Below are 18,152 nucleotides of genomic sequence, written 5' to 3'. Positions count from 1 at the left end.
CCAGGGCGTCGTGCGGCAGCCACTAGTCAAAATTGTTCATTCCCTTTTCCCCGGCGAACACCTCGAACCACACGATTTGTCGCGTATTCCCGTAAGCATACCGGACGGCATGATCGAAAACATGCTGCGCGGCGGCCCATATATCCGGTCCTGTGCCGTCGCCTTCGATGAATGGGATGACGGGTCGGTCCGGCACGTTCAGGCGGCCTTGCTCCATCGTAATCGACCGGCCTTCGTCGGGCGGGGTCAGGTCTTTGTATGCGGACATGTTATGTGTGCGTTGAAAGGCGCGTAGTACGATTCGCTGCGCCTGTTAACGCGCAACAGGCAAAGAGGGATGCGCGCTTTACATGGAGAGCGTGTAAAATTGCACGCCTGGATTCAATCAGAGTATCCCTTGTTACAAGCGTCCGAGCAATTGCCGCAGGCGGAGTTCCCAGACCTTGAAGGCCGCTTCGCGTACGATCGCCCGGGTCATTTTGGATTGGCCTTCGGTGCGTTCGGTAAAGATGATCGGGATTTCGAGCAGGGCGAATCCCTGGCGCCAGGCGCGGTACTTCATTTCCAGCAGAAAAGAGTACCCGTTGGAAGTGACCCGGTTGAAGTCGATGGCTTCGAGCACGCGGCGATGATAGCACATGAACCCGGCCGTTACGTCCCGGATCGGTATGCGGGTCACGCAACGGGTATAGATTCCGGCGCAATAGGAGAGAATGAGACGGGTAAGCGGCCAGTTCACGACGCGAACCCCCTCTGCGTAGCGCGAACCGATTGCCAGGTCGGCCTTGCCTTCGAGCACGGGAGCGATCAGGCGGGACAGGTCGACAGGGTTATGCGACAGGTCCGCGTCCATGCTGCATATGAACGTATACTTCCGGTCGAGCGCCCAGTCGAAACCGCGCAGGTAGGCGGTGCCGAGCCCCATTTTGCCTTCCCGTTCGATCAGCGATATGCGCCCCGGGTGTTTTTCCATGCGCGCCCGTACGCAGTCCGCTGTGCCGTCGGGAGAGCCGTCGTCGACCACGAGCGCATGCACTCGTTCGGGCAACGTCATGATTTCGTCGAGAACGACGGAGACGTTTTCCGCTTCGTTGTAGGTGGGGATGATGACTATGGAGCGGTTCGGTCCCGAAGCATCCTGTTTGCGAAGAGGTTCCACGGGGAGCGGCAATCGGAGGAACAGCGTGTCGAATAGTTCGATTTTTATTATCTTGGCAAGCTGCGCATGCTCAAGTCAGGCATCTGACACGGGAGCAGGGCCGCGGTTCCGTGCCGGGGTCGGCGCCGACCTTCAGAAGCCCTCTTCCGGGATGTTAGCGGACAGTTAATTTTACGGAAAGATGAAACCCGCCGGATTCCATCCTGATACAAATGCATTGAAGGCCCCGTGCGTCGTTTTTTGCACATAACCCATGCTATGATAAGCCATGGCCGGTGAAACCCGGAAAAAAGCGAGGAAACCTGCGAAACCCGCCACAGACGGTGAGGCGGAAGGAAACGGGGTTCCGGTTGCCAGCCGGAACGGCCATTCCGGAGTAGCTGCAGAAGACGGGGTCGCCTCCGGCGCCGATGAGTCTTTCATTCATTATCCGGCCGGTGCATATACCCACGAGGAACTCGGGTTTTCCGGCGATCAGGTGCATGCTATGTACCGCAACATGCTGTTGCAGCGCCGGTTCGAGGAGCGCGCCGCACAGATGTACGGAAAACAAAAGATCGGCGGATTTTTACATCTCTATATTGGACAGGAAGCAGTATCTACCGGGTCGGCGTACGCCATGGAGATCGGCAAAGACTCGGTGATCACCGCCTATCGCGATCACGGAATCGGTCTGGCGCTCGGCATGACGGCGAACGAATGCATGGCGGAGCTTTTCGGCAAGGTCGGCGGCTCTTCAAGAGGCAAGGGCGGCTCCATGCATTACTTCAAGAAGGAACTCAACTTCTATGGAGGACACGGCATTGTTGGAGGCCATATCGCCGTCGGAGCGGGCATTGCCTTTGCGCATAAGTACAAGGGGGACGGCGGGGTATGCCTGACCTACTTCGGTGACGGCGCTGTGGGGCAGGGGTCCTTCCATGAGACCATGAATTTGGCTGCCCTGTACGAAATGCCCTGCGTCTTTGTGATCGAGAACAACGAATACGCTATGGGTACGGCCACCGACCGGGCTTTCGCGCAGACGGACTTTTACCGGTATGCGCAGAGTTACGGCATGGCCTCCTCGCTGGCCAGCGGCATGGATATTTTCAGTGTCTACAAGGCCATGTCGGATCATATTGCTGCGGCCCGGAACAACCGCCCGTCTATTCTGGAAGTGCGTACCTACCGGTATCGCGGTCATTCCATGAGTGATCCGGCGAATTACCGGACCAAAGAAGAACTGGATTCCATGAAGGAAGAAGACCCGATCATCCGCCTCAAGGGCTACATGCTGGAGCATGAGCTGGCCTCGAACGAGGAACTGGATGCAGTGGACGACGAAGTCAAGCAGGAAGTCATGGACTCGGTTACCTTCAGTGAACAGAGTGATGAGCCGCCCATCCGGGAGATATACGAACACGTGTATTCGCAGGACGATTATCCGTTTTTAACCGATTGATTTCCAGATATGGCTGCATTGCAATTTCGTGAAGCGATTCGCGCCGCCATGGTGGAAGAGATGGAGCGCGACAAGGACATTTTTCTGATTGGAGAGGAAGTTGCTGAGTACAATGGGGCGTACAAGGTCAGCGAAGGAATGCTGGATCGTTTCGGCGCAGACCGGGTGATCGACACGCCGATCAGTGAAAGCGGGTTCGCCGGTCTCGGCGTAGGCGCTGCGATGGCCGGATTGCGCCCTATCGTCGAGTTTATGACCTTCAATTTTTCGTTCGTAGCGTTTGACCAGTTGGTCAACAATGCGGCGAAGATCCGGTACATGTCCGGAGGGCAGTTCTCGATGCCGATCGTTTTTCGGGGGCCGAACGGCGCCGCGGGCCAGTTGGCCGCTACCCACAACACGGCTGTCGAATCCCTTTATTCGTATTTCCCCGGTCTCAAAGTCGTTGCGCCGTCCAATCCGGATGACGCGAAGGGACTTCTGAAAACCGCTATCCGCGATGACGACCCGGTGATTTTTCTCGAAAGCGAGTCGATGTATGGCCTGAAGGGGGACGTTTCGGATGCAGAAGATTACCTGATTCCGCTGGGCAAGGCGCGCATTGCGCGGGAAGGCGCCGACGTCACCATCGTGGCCCATCAGAAGAGTTACTGGCGCGCCCTCGAAGCCGCCGATCAACTGGCCGAAGACGGATACGACGCCGAAATCATCGACCCGCGGACGATCCGCCCGCTGGATATTGAAACGATTGCGGCATCCGTCAGGAAGACGAACCGGCTTGTCGTCGTGGACGAAAGCAATCCGTTCGCCAGTTTTTCGTCGGAGGTGGCCTGTCAGATACAAGAGCGCGTGTTCGACTGGCTGGACGCTCCGGTCATGCGGGTGACCGCCAAGGATGTTCCGGCTCCGTATGCAAAAAATCTGATCGATTATTACATGCCTCGTACCGAGGAAATCGTAGCGGCCGCCAAACAGGTACTGTACGCAAACTGAGGATACAGGCTCTCTTTTTCGATACGCCTTTTCCGACACGAAAACTATTCCCGCCTCGCCATTCCGCCGGATTAAGGCCTTACGGAAGCCCTCGAAAAGCGCATTGCACACAAGGACATAATCTGAATGCCGGACCATGCCCATCCCTGTTGAAATGCCCAAAATGAGCGATACCATGGAGGAGGGCGTCCTCGTGGCATGGCTGGCAGAGGAAGGGGATGCTGTGTCGTCCGGGGATATTATCGCGCAGGTCGAGACGGACAAGGCCACGATGGACCTTGAAGTGTACGACGACGGGGTATTGCTGAAAAGGGTCATTCCGGAGGGCGCCGCCGTACCCATCGGAGGCCTGATTGCAGTGCTTGGCAAGGCCGGCGAAGACATTTCCGGATTGCTTGCCGGGTATGACAGCGCTGCAGGCGCGTCTGCGGCAGCACCTGCCCCTGAGGCATCTGCTCCTGAGACGCCTGTTCTGGAGACGCCCGCCCCTTCGGCAGGCGATGGGGCTGTGCAGATAGCCGGTCAGGATGCTGCATCGGGTACAGTCCCTTCCGGAGACGACGGACGCGTCAAGAGTTCGCCGGTTGCACGCCGTATGGCTGATGAGCACGGGATTGCATTGGAGCAGATCGCAGGCAGCGGCCCCGAAGGACGTATTGTGAAGCGGGATATAGAAGCAGTGATCCGGCGGCATGCGCCTGCTCCCGGCCTCACGCCTGGATACCCCGTGCCGGGGAGCATGATCGAAATGCCCGTGGAGGAGGTATCCGAAACCGTACGTATTTCACAGATGCGCAAGGCTATTGCGCGCCGTCTTTCGGAGAGCAAGTTCACTTCGCCCCATTTTTATCTGACCGTGGATGTGGATGTGGAGCGGGCCGTTGCGGCTCGCGCCCGCATCAACAAGCAGGCGGAGGCTGCGGGCGGGGTAAAAATTTCGTTCAATGACCTCGTTACGAAGGCCTGTGCGCTGGCTCTGCGCGCGCATCCGGCCGTCAATGCTTCCTGGATCGAGCAGGAGGGCGTGATTCGTCAGCATGGCCATGTTCATGTTGCGATTGCCGTAGCCATAGACGACGGACTGGTCACACCGGTTATCCGGCATGCGGACCGGAAGGGGTTGATGCAGATCGCCGCAGAAACCCGCGAGTTGGCGCAGCGGGCCCGTGATCGTACGCTGCAGCCGGAAGACTGGGAAGGCTCCACCTTCACGACAAGTAACCTCGGTATGTACGGCGTCGAGGAATTTACAGCCATCATCAATCCCCCGAATGCGTGCATTCTCGCCATCGGGGCGATTCGCGACGAAGCGGTGGTGAAGGAAGGGGCGGTCGTTCCCGGCAAGCGTATGAAACTGACGCTTTCATCCGATCACCGCGTGGTGGACGGCGCCGTGGCCGCCGCCTTTATCGGGACGGTGCGGAGCTATCTTGAAGAGCCGATTTCCATGTTGCTATAGCGCTTTCGAGGCAGCACGGTGACCGGATTCAGGATCGCGCATGTATCGGATTTGCATTTCGGCAAGATTTCGCATCGCGGGGTCGTCGGGGCGCTTATCGATGAAATCAACGATTCGGACGTCGATCTCGTTGCCGTAAGCGGGGATCTGACCCAGCGGGCCCGCATTGTCGAATTCGAAGAGGCCGCCGCCATGCTTGCGGCTCTGGGGCCACCGGTCGTCGTCGTGCCCGGAAACCATGACGTATCTCCCTGGTGGCAGCCGTTCCTGCGTATTTTCACGCCGTTCGAGCGGTATCGCCGATTCATCGGGCCCGAAGTGGCTCCGTTCTTTCGCATGGATGGCGTGGCCGTGCTTGGCCTGAATTCGGCCCGCCGGTGCACGATCAAGGGGGGGCGCATCGACGAACGCACCTGCGAGGATATCACACATCGTCTGTCACCTGTCCCGTCCTCCGTGTTCAAGGTGCTTGTGGTGCATCACCAGTTGTCGCGTATGCAGTCGTTATGGTCACACGACGTGGCCCGGTACGCCCGTCGCGCGCTTGACCGGGCGGGGGAAGCCGGCGTATCCCTCATCCTTTGCGGGCACCTCCATGTATCCCATGTCGAGCCCCTTGAGATTACGCTGGAAACGAATCCCATGCACCGGATTGTGGTTGCCGTTGCAGGGACCGCAACCAGTACGCGCGGACGGCGTACATACCGTTCCCGGAATCACTACAATGTGATCGACATCGAAGCAGACTTTTTCTCGATAGAGGGCAGACAGTACCTGGCCGAAGAGAGCCGGTTCGTGTCGGAGGGCGTGACCCGGTTCAAGCGGTGAGGGGCAGAGGAGGGTTTTGCACTGCTCCGTTTTCTTTTCCCGTTCTCCGGGCCTATTTTCCAAGAGGTATTCCCCGGTCTCTTCGACAAGGAGGCATCGCATGATCGGTTTGCCAAAGGCAATGTTTTCCGCCGGAGCAGGCATAGCGCTGCTTGCTTCGTTCGGTTTTCTGTCCGGTGGCGTGCACGCACAACAGGCGCCCGTGAAGGTGGATGTCGATTATGCGGCCTTCGCGTACGATGAAGCGACGTCGCTCGTAGAAGTGTATATCGGTGTCGAGGCGCCTTCCCTGGATTTTGAGGCGGTCGAAACCGGTGGCTTCGTGGCGCTTATGCCCCTGCATCTTGAACTTGCTCCCGGTGCAGCGCCGGGGGCCGGTGAGGCCGATGCAGTGCCCGTGTGGGCCGATTCCACGGTGCTTCGCTTTGCGCTCCCCGATACCGCCGGGATGCATTCCGGGCATTATTTTACGCATCAGAAGCGCTCCGCGGTACCGCCGGGCGACTATGTGCTGGACCTGACTGTTCCGGATACGCCCACCAGGCCCAGTCTACGGGTACGGCAAACATTCCCGGTGGACCGCTTCGAACCGGACGGCGCCCCGTCGCTTTCGGACATTACGCTGGCTACCGGTATTGCGCCGGATAGTCGCCGGGAAAACCCTTTCTTCAAGAACGGTCTTCTTGTCCATCCCAGTCCCAATCGCCTGTTCGGCGAGGGTCTGCACCGCATGTACTACTATGCGGAAGCATACGGTGTAGAGGAAATAAACTCCGGGAACGCCACGTACGTCGTATACACGTATGTGGCGGAGGCCGATCATTCGAGCCCGATTACCGGCATGGAAAATCGCACCCAACGCGCGATCAGATCCCCCGATGTGCTTGTAGGAAGTTTCAATACCAGCGAACTGCCCACGGGATCGTATGCGCTCCACATGGTGCTGCTCAACGATCAGAACGAGGGGATGGTCGAACGGTCACGGAAGTTTTTTGTGTACAATCCGGGCGTATCCCGTGAGGATCCGGCCGTGCTCGAACTCGATTTCGAAACGAGTTCCTATGCGGAGATGACGGAAGATGAGGTCGAACAGGGGATGGCTCATGCCCGCCTCATTGCGAACGATATGGAGAGACGTCGGATGCGGAGGTTGCCCGAACTGGACGATCGGCGTCGTTTTCTGATGGATTTCTGGCAAAAGCGCGATGACCGGCCCATGACGCCCGTCAATGAATTCAAGGAGGCGTTTTATCAACGCATACAATATGCCAACGACCGGTACACATCGAACATCGAACCGGGCTGGGAAAGCGATCGGGGGCGGGTCGTCATCACATACGGGTTGCCTAACGACATCGAACCGCATCTCTATGATCAGGCAACGATTCCCTACGAAATATGGCAGTATAACAACATCCCGGGGCACGGCCAGTCTATTTTCGTGTTTGCGGACGTGACCGGATTCGGCAGTTTCGAATTGCTGCATTCCAGTGTACCGGGCGAACGATCACTCCCCAACTGGCAATCGGAGTTGTATCGTCGTTAACGACAGCGGCTGGTCTGCCGCCTAAACATTTTCGCTGATGACCCACGCCGACGCCGGGTTCCGGCATGTATCCGTTCAGGAGCTGGCTTCGTATGAGGGACAGGAGGTGCTGCTCAAGGGCTGGCTGTACAACAAGCGCGGTTCGAAGCACTTGCTGTTTCTCATGTTGCGGGACGGTACGGGGCTGGTGCAGTGTGTCGTAGCCGCGGACAGTGTGGATGCCGATACCTGGCGGATCGCGGAGGAAGCCACCCAGGAGAGTGCCCTGATTGTGACCGGCAAGGTCATCGCCGACGAGCGGCAGACGGGCGGCGTCGAACTGGTTGTTTCCTCGTTGAAACTTGTGGGCGAATCCGTGGAGTATCCCATTACGCCCAAGGAGCACGGCATCGACTTCCTGATGTCGCATCGTCACTTGTGGTTGCGCAGCCGTCTTCCCTGGGCCATTTTGCGGATCCGCAACCGGTTGATCGTGGCCATCCACACGTTCTTTCAGGAGCGCGGATTTTTGCAGATGGATGCGCCGATCCTGACGGGAAACGCTGTCGAAGGTACGTCGAGCCTGTTCGAACTGGATTATTTCGATGAGAAGGCGTACCTGACCCAGAGCGGTCAGCTCTATGGAGAGGCGATGGCCATGGCTTTCGGGCGCATTTACACGTTCGGCCCGACGTTTCGCGCCGAGAAGTCCAAGACGCGTCGTCATCTTACGGAGTTCTGGATGATCGAGCCCGAGATGGCGTTCTTCGACCTGGATATGACCCTGGACCTGGCCGAAGATATGCTGGTGCATATAATCGGGGACGTGTTGGCGCATTGCCGGGAGGAACTGGCGATGCTCGAACGCGATCCGGCGCCGCTTGAGCGTGTGTGCAAACCGTTCCCCCGTATTTCGTACACGCAGGCTGTCGAGTTGCTTCGCAGCGACGAAACCGCCGACATGTTGACCGCCAGGATCCGGGCGCTGGAGGAAGAAAACGCGGCGGTTGCCGAAGAACTTGCCGCAAACCGGAAGCGATACGGGCAAGCGAAAAAGTCCGAACGCCGCCGCCTGGACGCTCGCGAGATTGCTATTCATCAGCGTACCGGGGAGATCGCCGAAGCCCTGCAAAATCTGCCGGACTGGAAAGAATCCGCACGGTCCTTCGAGTGGGGATCCGACTTCGGAGGCAGCGACGAAACGGTATTGACCTGGCATTTCGACCGCCCCGTCATGGTGCACCGGTATCCTGCCGCCGTGAAGGCATTCTACATGAAACGGGATCCCGACGATGCACGACTTGCCATGGCGCTGGATGTGTTGGCGCCGGAGGGGTATGGGGAAATTATAGGCGGCGGCGAACGAGCGACGGACCTTGCTTTTCTCGAAGAGCAGATCGCTGCACACGAACTGCCGAAAGAGGCGTTCGAATGGTATCTGGACCTGCGCCGGTTCGGTTCCGTACCGCACGCCGGATTCGGTTTGGGGCTCGAACGTATGCTTACCTGGATCGCGGGGATCGATCATGTACGGGAGACGATCCCGTTTCCGCGGCTCATGGGGCGCATTACGCCGTGAAGAATGGTAGGGCCTGTTCACACTATGCAGAGATGATCGCCGGAGCGCGCGCACTGGAACAAACCGGCAGGGCACGGTATACGAACTGGTCTTTATTTCCCGCCTTGCCCCGAATATCCACTATCTATCCATAAACTTGCTATGCAAGGAAACGGGTTCAAAATCGGCCTGCTCGCATTTTTCTTTGCCCTGTCGGCCTGGTATCTCTACCCGACCGTACGGAATTATTTTATCCAGCAGCGGATAAGCGGGCTGGAGGAGCAGGAACGAGTCGAGTATGAACGGGAAAATCTTCAGACTATCAGAACCGTCAAGGAGGATGCGCTGAAGCTCGGCCTTGATCTTCAGGGGGGCATGCATGTCACCATGGAGGTCCGGACCGATGCGCTGATCCGGGAGTTGGCCACGGATGTGGATCAGACGTTCGAGGAGGTGCTGGCCGCTGCCCGCGTGTCGTCCGATGAGACGGGTAATTCCATTATAGACGCGTTTGTGATGGAATTCGAACGGCGCGACCCCGATGCGCGTCTGTCCCGCTATTTTCGGGATGCTGACGCCGGCATTACGCGCCGGTCGACCAACGCTGAGGTATCACAGTACCTTCTTGACCAGGCCGACAACGCGATTAATCGGGCCATTTCCATTATCAGGGACCGGGTGGACCGTTACGGGGTGACCGAACCGTCCATCCAGAAACAGGGCACGCGGCGCGTGGTGGTCGAATTGCCCGGGATCGATGATCCCGAGCGTGTGCGGAATCTGCTGAAGGGCACGGCCCGCCTCGAGTTTCATCTCATGGCCGAACCGGAGGAATTGCTGCGTTCCCTGGAGCGGGCGATCGAGCATTACAATGTGGTTGTGGAAGTCACCCGTGTGGAGGACGAAGAGGAAGATGGTGCGGAAGCCGATTCGATATTAGCCGCCGAGGATCTGTTCGCTGAACCCGAAGAAGACGAGCCGACCAATGCGTTGCTGGAAGTGATGCAGCCTGTCGGGCAGGGGGTTGTCTTTGGGCTGGTTTCCGAGCAGGACACGGCGCGCGTTAGCGAGTTGCTCTCGGTTCCCGCCGTTCAGGAGGCGCTTCCCATCGGCGTGGATCTGCTTTACGAAGCGAATCCCGTCGGGCTGACAGAGGATGGCCTGGAAATGTATTACCTGCTTGGCGTGCGGGATCAGATCGAATTGTCGGGCGAGGTGATTACGTCGGCCCGCGTCGATTTCGACGAATTGAATCTTCCGGAAGTCACGATGGTGATGAACTCGGAAGGATCGCGCACCTGGGCCCGGTTGACCGGGGCGAATGTGGACAAAAACATCGCTATCGTACTGGACGGGGTGGTTTATTCGTATCCGACCGTCATCAATCGCATCGTAGGCGGTCGCTCGTCCATCACCGGGCTGGACAGCCGCGAGGAGGCCCAGGACATCGTGACAGTGCTCATGTCCGGTGCGCTGCCCGCGCCGGTCGATATCGTCGAGGAGCGCACGGTGGGGCCAAGTCTCGGCAGGGCTTCCATCCGTGCCGGTTTTATTTCGATTATGGTGGGGCTTGGCCTGGTAGCGATCTTCATGATCTTCTATTACCGCACGGCCGGGCTGGTCGCGGATCTGGCCCTGTTGTTCAATATCATTTTCATATTCGGAATACTGGCCGCCTTCAACGCTACGCTTACCCTGCCCGGTATCGCCGGTATCGTGTTGACGATCGGTATGGCGGTAGACGCCAACGTACTGATCTTCGAGCGAATACGTGAGGAGCGCGCCACCGGAAAGACCCTGAAGGCGGCTATCGATGCCGGTTACTCGAAGGCGTTCAGCGCCATTTTCGATGCAAACGTGACCACGTTCTTCGTCGGCGCCATCCTGTATTCGTTTGGCGTCGGTCCCATTCAGGGATTTGCGGTAACCCTGATGGCCGGTATTCTTTCGTCGCTGTTTACAGCCATTATCGTTTCCCGGATCGTCTTCGACTATATGGTGGTCAAGCGGCGAATGAGCGTCAGTTACGGATGACGGGAGTTCCGGATCGCCCTTCATCCACAGGCGCACTTTCGATAGAGACAGCACAATGAGAATTTTTGAAAACGCCAATTTCAACTTCATAGGCAACCGGAGAAAGGCGTACATCGTCTCCGGCATTCTGCTCTTGCTGAGCGTCGGCTCACTGATCGTGCGAGGCCTTGAACTGGGCATCGATTTTCAGGGGGGCATGGAGTTTGTTGTCGAAAGTCCGGTGGAACTGGAGCCGGTAGCGGTGCGCGGCCAGTTGGCCACGGCGCTGGGGTCCGAGCCGGAGGTGAAAACGTTCGGTGCGGGCCAGGTGCTTATTCGCACATCCGCGGAAGGAGACATTTCGGACATTCAGAACCGGATCGTAGAAGGGATCACCGAGGGCTTCGCAGGCTCCGATCCGGAGGTCGTCAAAACGGACGTGGTAGGCCCGCGTTTTGCGGAGGATCTGAAGCAAGGAGCCATTTGGGCTGTTCTCGGGAGTCTTCTTGTGATTTTCGTCTATATTCTGCTGAGGTTCGAATGGAGGTTCGGCGTCGGCGCGGTGGCGGCCTTGTTCCATGATGTCACGATCACGCTGGGCATCTTCTCCGCGGCGGCCGGCATCCTTCCGTTCTCGCTCCAGATCGACCAGGCCATTATTGCCGCCTTTTTGACGATTGTGGGCTATTCGCTCAACGATACGGTGGTCGTTTTCGACCGGATTCGGGAATATTCGAATCTTTTCAAGACGGAAACGTATGACAAGTTGGTGAATCGTTCCATCAACAATACGCTCAGTCGGACGATCGTCACCTCCGGCACGACCTTGCTCGTAGTGGCTGTCCTCTTTATTTTTGGCGGAGAGGTGCTGCGCGGCTTTGCATTCGGGCTTATTCTGGGTGTGACGATCGGTACATACTCATCCGTTTTCGTGGCTTCGCCGGTCGTCGTGGAACTCAGGACGCGCATGAAAGGCGGCCGCAGATAAGCGTTTCTCACGTAAACGGCAGGGTCGTCGGCGCTGAATCCCGAGAGGTTTTCATGAAATACGATGTGCAAGAACAGGGTCGCGTAGTAGTTCTCGCGCTGGAGGGGAATATCCTTGGTGGCCCCGACGGCACGAAATTGCATGATCGCCTGCACGAATTGAAAGACGCGGGCAAGCGTCATGTGGTGGTGGATCTGTCGGGGGTCCGGTTCATGAATTCAAGCGGACTCGGCATGCTGATCAGCGCCATGACGACGATGCGCAACGCCGGGGGAGATTTTCGCCTGGCGGGTATGGGCGCCGGTATTCGTTCATTGCTCGTGATTACCCGGCTCGATACGGTATTCAAACATTACGAATCCGTGGACGAAGCCGTGCGCAGTTACGAAGAGGATCCGCCGTCGCCGGCATAGTGGAGAGGCGTGAAGCTGTTCGGGCATCAGGCAGGTTCGGCCGATTCCCCGGTGTAGAACGCGGTTGTGCGCCTTGCCGCGGCGCGTGCAGCATCAGGGTTTGTTCCGGCTGCAACCGCCGCTTTTTCCCATCTCTCGCTGCTGCCGGTGATGAATGCCTTACCGTCCCGTGAAGTGGCAAAGGCGATTTCGTCCGGTTTTGGCCGGGCCGGTTGCGCAAGATGGATCGCGAGTCCCCAAAGGCCCATCTCCCAGCCGACACCGGTAGCGCCTGGACCGTACATCTCCCAATGCTCCGACAGGCGCGCAATATGCGTGAGTGCAAGCCGTACGCCTTCGGCCTCATCGTCCGAGCAGTGCACTTCCACCCAACTGACATCGTTACCGAATTCCCATGTGATTGCGAAACGGGATGGCGGTTTGCAATCCATGATCAAGCCGCCCGCATTGCCTTCCAACTGATAGCGGCCGCCAGGTTTGAGCGCCCCGCTGATCGGCAGAAACCAGCGCGGGATACGCTGGCTGTTCGTCACGGCGTCCCACAAATCGTCGACCGTCGTCGGGTAGCTGCGAGCAAGGGTGACGGCGCGGGCAGGTTGTCCGTCGCGCTCCAGTGACGACACGGAGCGCTCTGTGGCGCTGAGGTGAAATTCGACATTGAACTGCATGGTTTCTCTCTATTCTGGTCGTTGGGTAGTTGACTCGCCTGCTGTTGCATAACTGACCTTTCGCAACATCGCCGGAAGTGCCAGGGCGTTGTGTCAATCGGATTCGGAGATTAGCCCGATAGGGGCGACCTCTCGGGGAACCGTAATCTTTCTCTACAGGTAATATCTCGTAAGCTATAAAAATGCGCAATGCAAACCGTTTTTCTTGTCTGTGAGCCTAAAAAGATTGCTAAAGATTCGGCAGAATACTAATAGATACAGAATCGGGATTAGACTATAAAATGGGCGTCACAGTCGTCATAGGAACGCAATGGGGAGACGAGGGCAAGGGCAAGATTGTTGATCTCCTGAGTCCGAATGTGGACATCGTGGCGCGTTACCAGGGAGGCGCGAATGCAGGGCACACGATCTGTTGGGGAGACGAAACATTTGTGCTTCACCTCGTTCCAAGCGGCATTTTTCACGAACATGTGACCTGTGTGATCGGGAACGGCGTGGTGCTGGATCCCGTGGCGATCATGGAAGAAATCCGCATGATCCGCGACCTCGGGTACGATGTGGACGGGCGGCTTCTTATTTCGCACGATGCGCATCTGATCATGCCGTATCACAAGCGCATCGAGGAAGCGCGCGAACGGATGCGCGACGCGGGCGCCATTGGCACGACGGGTCGCGGTATCGGTCCTGCGTATGTCGACAAGTTTGCCCGTACAGGTATCCGCGTGGTGGATTTACTGGATCGGGATACGCTGCGCCGCAAACTCAAACGTGCGATCGAGGAAAAGAATGCGCTGCTTCGCGGCGTGTACGATGCCGATGGCCTCGACGTGGAACAGATCATCGAAGAATATGTGGAGTTCGACTGCCTGATTGACCCGTTCGTTACGGATACGTCGCAATATCTCGGGCAGGCCCTGCGGGCGGGCAAACGTATTCTCGCCGAGGGCGCTCAGGGTTCTTTGCTCGATGTGGATTTCGGGACCTATCCGTTTGTGACCTCGAGTCACCCTACCGTTGGGGGATGTTGTACAGGACTGGGGGTGCCCCCCACGGCCGTGGACACGGTCATTGGCATTGTGAAGGCGTACAGCACGCGCGTGGGTAACGGGCCGTTTCCCACGGAGTTGGATGATCCGGCCGGCGAGCGCTTGCGTCAGGTGGGGGACGAGTTCGGCGCAACGACCGGCAGGCCCCGGCGGTGCGGGTGGCTGGACCTGGTGGCTCTTCGGTATACGTCCATGATCAACGGGCTGACGGAACTCGCTATCACCAAACTCGATGTACTGACGGGGTTGGATACGCTCAAGGTGTGTACGGCCTATCGGTACGACGGCAAGGAAACGACGCGTTTTCCAAGCGAAGTGCAAACGCTCGAGAAGGTTCAACCCGTCTATACCTCGTTCGAAGGCTGGTCGGAAGATATTACCGGCGTGAAATACATGGCCGATTTGCCGGCGGCCGCCCAGCGCTATCTGCGCTTTCTGAGAGATTCGCTCGGCGTCCGCATTTCCATGATTTCGACAGGCCCCAAACGGGATCAGGTCATTTCGGAAGATGTCGTTTTGGACACAGTAGATATCCGCCCTGCCGGTACAGGAGGGTAAGAGTCCCCATGAGGGGCAATCGGACAGCGCAGGAGGTTTGACCATGAAGGCGTATCGTCATTCCGTACGACTCAAACTCGGCCTGGTTGTACTGGCCGTGCTGATCTCGGTGGTTTCGCTTGCGTACACCAGCCGGACCGTAGACCGGCTGCGCGAACGCGAGCAGTTTGTCATTCACTTATGGGCGGCAGCACAGGAACGGCTATCCGCCACTCGGGAAAATCCGTATTTGCCGGTATTTACCGAGATAGAACATCAACTGGTCGACGCGGCTGTACCCGACGGTCCCATTTCTCCCGAGGCGCTCGCGAGGTACCGCAGCGCACTCGCATGGTCCCGGACCATGCCTCCCGCGGAGGATGTAACGCTTGCCGGTGAGATCATATTGCAGGGAGGATTCGGCATCCCGGCGATCGTCATGGATTCGACGCAATCGATGCCGGTGATCTGGCAGCATGTACCCGTTCCGGATTCGCTTCAACTTCAGGAGTTGTCGCCGGAGGAGCGGTCCGAGGTCCTGCGCAGGCTGAACGAACGCGCTCGCGCCATGGCGCAGGATTACGAACCGATCGCCATAGAATTCGGCACCCCTCCCGAGGCGGTCAGACAATACCTGTTCTACGACGATTCGAGGCTGATTCGCGAACTCACGATTTTTCCGTTTCTGCAACTGTTGTTTGTGGCTTTCTTCATCCTGATCGGATATCTCGGATTCTCGTATGTGCGAAGGAGCGAACAAAGCAGTCTCTGGGTTGGCATGGCAAGAGAAGCTGCACACCAGTTGGGTACGCCAATTTCCAGTTTGATGGGGTGGGTGGAGTTACTCAGAGGGAACGCGCTGTCCGGCGAGCAGAAGCAAGGTGCGTTGCGGGAAATGGAGCGCGATGTGGCGCGGCTCGAGCGGGTGACTGCCCGTTTTTCGGATATAGGTTCGATGCCGAGGCTCGAAGTGGATGCGGTGGCGCCGGTTATTGAGGCGGCAGCGGATTATGTGCGCAAGCGTATCCCTCAGGGGGATGGGTTCGTCGAGTTGAACGTGCAAATCTCCGGAGCATTGTATGCGCCGCTGAATGCGGAACTGTTCGAGTGGGTGATAGAAAATCTTCTCAAGAATGCGCTTGACGCCATGGAAATGACTGGTGGCGTCATCGATGTGCAAGTCTCCGGGGTGCAGGAAAGCATCCGGATAGATATACGCGATACCGGGAAGGGCATTGACCGGAAGAATTGGAAAAATATATTCCGCCCCGGCTATAGCACCAAGAAACGGGGCTGGGGGCTGGGATTGAATCTGGCCAAGCGCATTGTTGAGGAACACCATGGCGGGAGCCTTGTGCTCCTGCAGTCGCGGCCTGATCAGGGAAGCACCTTTCGGATTACGGTGCCGGCTGCGAAGAAGCCCTGATACGGTTTTCCAGCGCTTCGATGTCGCTCTCCGTGACAGCAATGAAGATGTCGTCGCGTTGCCGCCAGACCAGGACATTCGTTTCGCCGGAATCGCGCAGGTCGAAGAGGTCTTCCGTTTCGATGCGTTCGAGCACATCGCCGGTTAGTTGGAATCGGTGCCCGTGGGTGTCGAGGAACGCGTACGAGTAGGCGTAGAGCACAATATCTCCGGATTCATTCGTGTTCCGGTACAGGAGGACGGGGATCCGTGCTCCATCGCCCGCGTCGTGGATGGATACGCCCGTGAGTTCGGCGCCTTCGATGGCGGGTACGTCGATCCGCCGGCGCAACGATTCACGCACATAGTTCTCCACCTCGTCGGGCTCGGCGGTCTCGAATCCGGCCTCGATGTGTTCGGCCTGCCTGATCGACAGGGAGATCAGGTTCGTTTCCTGAGAACGTTTCGTCAGGTTCGAGAGGCCGGATGCGATCAGGCCGGACGCCAGGATGATCAGCAGCGCGGGAACGGCTACCCGAAGCACTTTTGGCGTAATCCCCTTAGGGTGGTTTTCCACAGGAACAGACATGTTCGATTGTTTGCAGGGCGTCCGCCGAGGTTTATGAAAAGAGGATGTTTACCGGATTGCCCTTGCGGATGCCAAGGAGCTCTGCGGCGTTCCCTGAATTGACCGCCACTTCCAGCAAATTGCTGCTGTTATACTGCAAAAGAGGTTCACCGGTCTCCACGGAGGCGTACGTATCCTGGATACCTTCAAGAATACTGTTTCCCACAAAACATTTGATAGGCCTGTTCGCTTGGCGTTCCTCGACCATTTCCCGGGAAATGTTGGTGATGCAGTTGCCGAACCGGTCGATATGCACCACCCATCCCTGTACGCCCTGATCGTCCATAATCGGGAGGGCCCATTTCATGGGTGCGAGTTCTTCTATGACGCTGCCGAGGCGCTCTATGGGTATGCCGTTCGCAAGATGCGCCGCCACCGCCGCAAAGATGTCGCGTCCGTGGAAAGTTTGGGAAGGGATGGCGTCTCGCCAGTACTCGGGCCGGTCGAGGCACACGCAGATTTCGGGGGTCGTTCCGTCGAGAATCAGCGGAAAAATGCCGTTGTCCGGTCCCGTGAAGAAGTGTTCGCCGCAACGAAGCGCTACGGGACGCCGGCCTGTCCCGACCCCCGGATCCACCACGGCCATATGGATGGCGCCGGCGGGAAAATACCATGCCGCGTCGCGCAACACGAAAGCGCATTCCATGATATCCTGTGGCGCGATCGCATGGGAGATGTCCACGATACGCGCATCAGGGCACAGGCTGAGAATGACGCCTTTCATAGCCCCGACATACGCATCCCGCGTTCCGAAGTCTGTGGTAAGTGTTATGATTGCGGACACGGCGGCGATCTGTACAATGGCATGCTTCAAAGTACGAAGAAAGAAGGTTTTCACCATGCCATGTTGACCCGGCGCAGGATCATGGAGGCGGATCCGGGGTGGAACGAGCGGAACGAAGCGCAGTACGCTCTTTTTACGGATTGGAGGAGTTATGTCCGAACGAGGAAAAGATGTAGGGAAGAGGGGAGAAGATATTGCTGCCGCATATCTGGAATCCATCGGGTACCACATTCTCCATCGCAATTACCGGTTCGGTCGCTTGGAGATCGATCTGGTATGCTGCGAACCATCCGGTGATGATCCCGACGCTGTTTCCGGACAAGGCGAGATCGTGTTCGCCGAAGTAAAGACCCGTTCCGGTCTCAGGTTCGGCCGCCCTGAGGAAGCTATATCGGAGACGAAGCAACGTCGTATTGCGCAAGCGGCGCAGGCCTGGCTTCGGGAACGCAGCATGGGGCAGGCGCCTTGCCGGTTCGATGTAATTGCGGTCGTGCTGCATAAAAACGCCGATCCAATCGTTACACATTTCAAGCAGGCATTCTGGACTTCATAAGGGAGTGCGGTTATTCGGGAACGGTTTGTTTCCGCATGGCCTGCCGTCCATACCCTTTAGGGCCTGTTACCACTATGCAGCGGCGCTCTGCGGGGTCTGTTTTCCCGCCATGCGGCGTTGCCGCTCGCTTATGTGGCTGGGCCACACTGCG

Annotated in this window: 17 protein-coding genes; 12 read left to right on the top strand and 5 right to left on the bottom strand. The window is 57.9% G+C overall.

The annotated features are described in order from the left end of the window. Positions 1–22: 22 nt before the first annotated feature. Entirely contained in the window at positions 23–268 is a 246-nt protein-coding gene (locus F4Y00_02435) for a hypothetical protein (protein MYE03819.1), read from the bottom strand. Positions 269–400: 132 nt separating this feature from the next. Next, on the bottom strand, positions 401–1,210 hold the full coding sequence (locus F4Y00_02430; protein MYE03818.1) for a polyprenol monophosphomannose synthase: 810 nt from the start codon (positions 1,208–1,210) through the stop codon (positions 401–403). Positions 1,211–1,427: 217 nt separating this feature from the next. On the opposite strand from F4Y00_02430, the gene pdhA reads away from it, so the two are divergent. From pdhA to F4Y00_02385, 9 genes are all read left to right on the top strand, one after another. Next, the gene (gene pdhA, locus F4Y00_02425) at positions 1,428–2,603 is read left to right on the top strand and encodes a pyruvate dehydrogenase (acetyl-transferring) E1 component subunit alpha (GenBank protein MYE03817.1); all 1,176 of its coding nucleotides are present in this window, start codon (positions 1,428–1,430) and stop codon (positions 2,601–2,603) included. 9 nt (positions 2,604–2,612) lie between these two features. Beyond that, the gene (locus tag F4Y00_02420; protein MYE03816.1) at positions 2,613–3,596 is read left to right on the top strand and encodes a pyruvate dehydrogenase complex E1 component subunit beta; all 984 of its coding nucleotides are present in this window, start codon (positions 2,613–2,615) and stop codon (positions 3,594–3,596) included. Positions 3,597–3,732: 136 nt separating this feature from the next. Next, the gene (locus F4Y00_02415) at positions 3,733–5,055 is read left to right on the top strand and encodes a pyruvate dehydrogenase complex dihydrolipoamide acetyltransferase (protein MYE03815.1); all 1,323 of its coding nucleotides are present in this window, start codon (positions 3,733–3,735) and stop codon (positions 5,053–5,055) included. A gap of 33 nt (positions 5,056–5,088) precedes the next feature. Beyond that, positions 5,089–5,883 (top strand): metallophosphoesterase, encoded by a 795-nt coding sequence (locus F4Y00_02410; protein ID MYE03814.1) that lies wholly within the window; start codon positions 5,089–5,091, stop codon positions 5,881–5,883. Between the two features lie 100 nt (positions 5,884–5,983). Next, entirely contained in the window at positions 5,984–7,429 is a 1,446-nt protein-coding gene (locus tag F4Y00_02405; GenBank protein MYE03813.1) for a GWxTD domain-containing protein, read from the top strand. A gap of 37 nt (positions 7,430–7,466) precedes the next feature. After that, positions 7,467–8,987 (top strand): asparagine--tRNA ligase, encoded by a 1,521-nt coding sequence (locus tag F4Y00_02400; GenBank protein ID MYE03812.1) that lies wholly within the window; start codon positions 7,467–7,469, stop codon positions 8,985–8,987. Positions 8,988–9,128: 141 nt separating this feature from the next. Next, positions 9,129–11,000, top strand: coding sequence for a protein translocase subunit SecD (secD, locus tag F4Y00_02395; protein ID MYE03811.1), 1,872 nt, complete (start codon positions 9,129–9,131; stop codon positions 10,998–11,000). A 55-nt stretch (positions 11,001–11,055) separates the two neighbouring features. Then, positions 11,056–11,967: a protein translocase subunit SecF gene (gene secF / locus F4Y00_02390; GenBank protein MYE03810.1), complete on the top strand. Its 912-nt coding sequence runs from the start codon at positions 11,056–11,058 to the stop codon at positions 11,965–11,967. Between the two features lie 53 nt (positions 11,968–12,020). Next, the gene (locus F4Y00_02385; protein MYE03809.1) at positions 12,021–12,380 is read left to right on the top strand and encodes an STAS domain-containing protein; all 360 of its coding nucleotides are present in this window, start codon (positions 12,021–12,023) and stop codon (positions 12,378–12,380) included. Positions 12,381–12,406: 26 nt separating this feature from the next. Here the strand turns inward: F4Y00_02385 and F4Y00_02380 are convergent, their stop codons facing one another. Then, positions 12,407–13,048, bottom strand: coding sequence for a polyketide cyclase (locus tag F4Y00_02380; protein ID MYE03808.1), 642 nt, complete (start codon positions 13,046–13,048; stop codon positions 12,407–12,409). 281 nt (positions 13,049–13,329) lie between these two features. On the opposite strand from F4Y00_02380, the gene F4Y00_02375 reads away from it, so the two are divergent. Beyond that, entirely contained in the window at positions 13,330–14,652 is a 1,323-nt protein-coding gene (locus F4Y00_02375; protein MYE03807.1) for an adenylosuccinate synthase, read from the top strand. A gap of 43 nt (positions 14,653–14,695) precedes the next feature. Beyond that, entirely contained in the window at positions 14,696–16,057 is a 1,362-nt protein-coding gene (locus tag F4Y00_02370; protein ID MYE03806.1) for a two-component sensor histidine kinase, read from the top strand. Here F4Y00_02370 and F4Y00_02365 read toward each other — a convergent pair. Together F4Y00_02365 and F4Y00_02360 are read right to left on the bottom strand one after the other, a co-directional pair. Further along, on the bottom strand, positions 16,029–16,625 hold the full coding sequence (locus F4Y00_02365) for a hypothetical protein (protein MYE03805.1): 597 nt from the start codon (positions 16,623–16,625) through the stop codon (positions 16,029–16,031). The genes F4Y00_02370 and F4Y00_02365 overlap by 29 nt on opposite strands. A 31-nt stretch (positions 16,626–16,656) precedes the next feature. Further along, entirely contained in the window at positions 16,657–17,505 is an 849-nt protein-coding gene (locus F4Y00_02360) for an SAM-dependent chlorinase/fluorinase (GenBank protein ID MYE03804.1), read from the bottom strand. A gap of 94 nt (positions 17,506–17,599) precedes the next feature. Here F4Y00_02360 and F4Y00_02355 point away from each other — a divergent pair, with 94 nt between their 5' ends. Then, positions 17,600–18,001: a YraN family protein gene (locus tag F4Y00_02355; GenBank protein ID MYE03803.1), complete on the top strand. Its 402-nt coding sequence runs from the start codon at positions 17,600–17,602 to the stop codon at positions 17,999–18,001. The last annotated feature ends 151 nt before the right edge of the window (positions 18,002–18,152 follow it).

This window comes from Bacteroidetes bacterium SB0662_bin_6 (genome assembly GCA_009839485.1).
In the GTDB taxonomy this organism is placed as follows: Bacteria; Bacteroidota; Rhodothermia; order Rhodothermales; family VXPQ01; genus VXPQ01.
The sequence above is the reverse complement of the archived record's forward strand: the minus strand, read 5'-3'. Positions and strand labels throughout refer to the sequence as shown.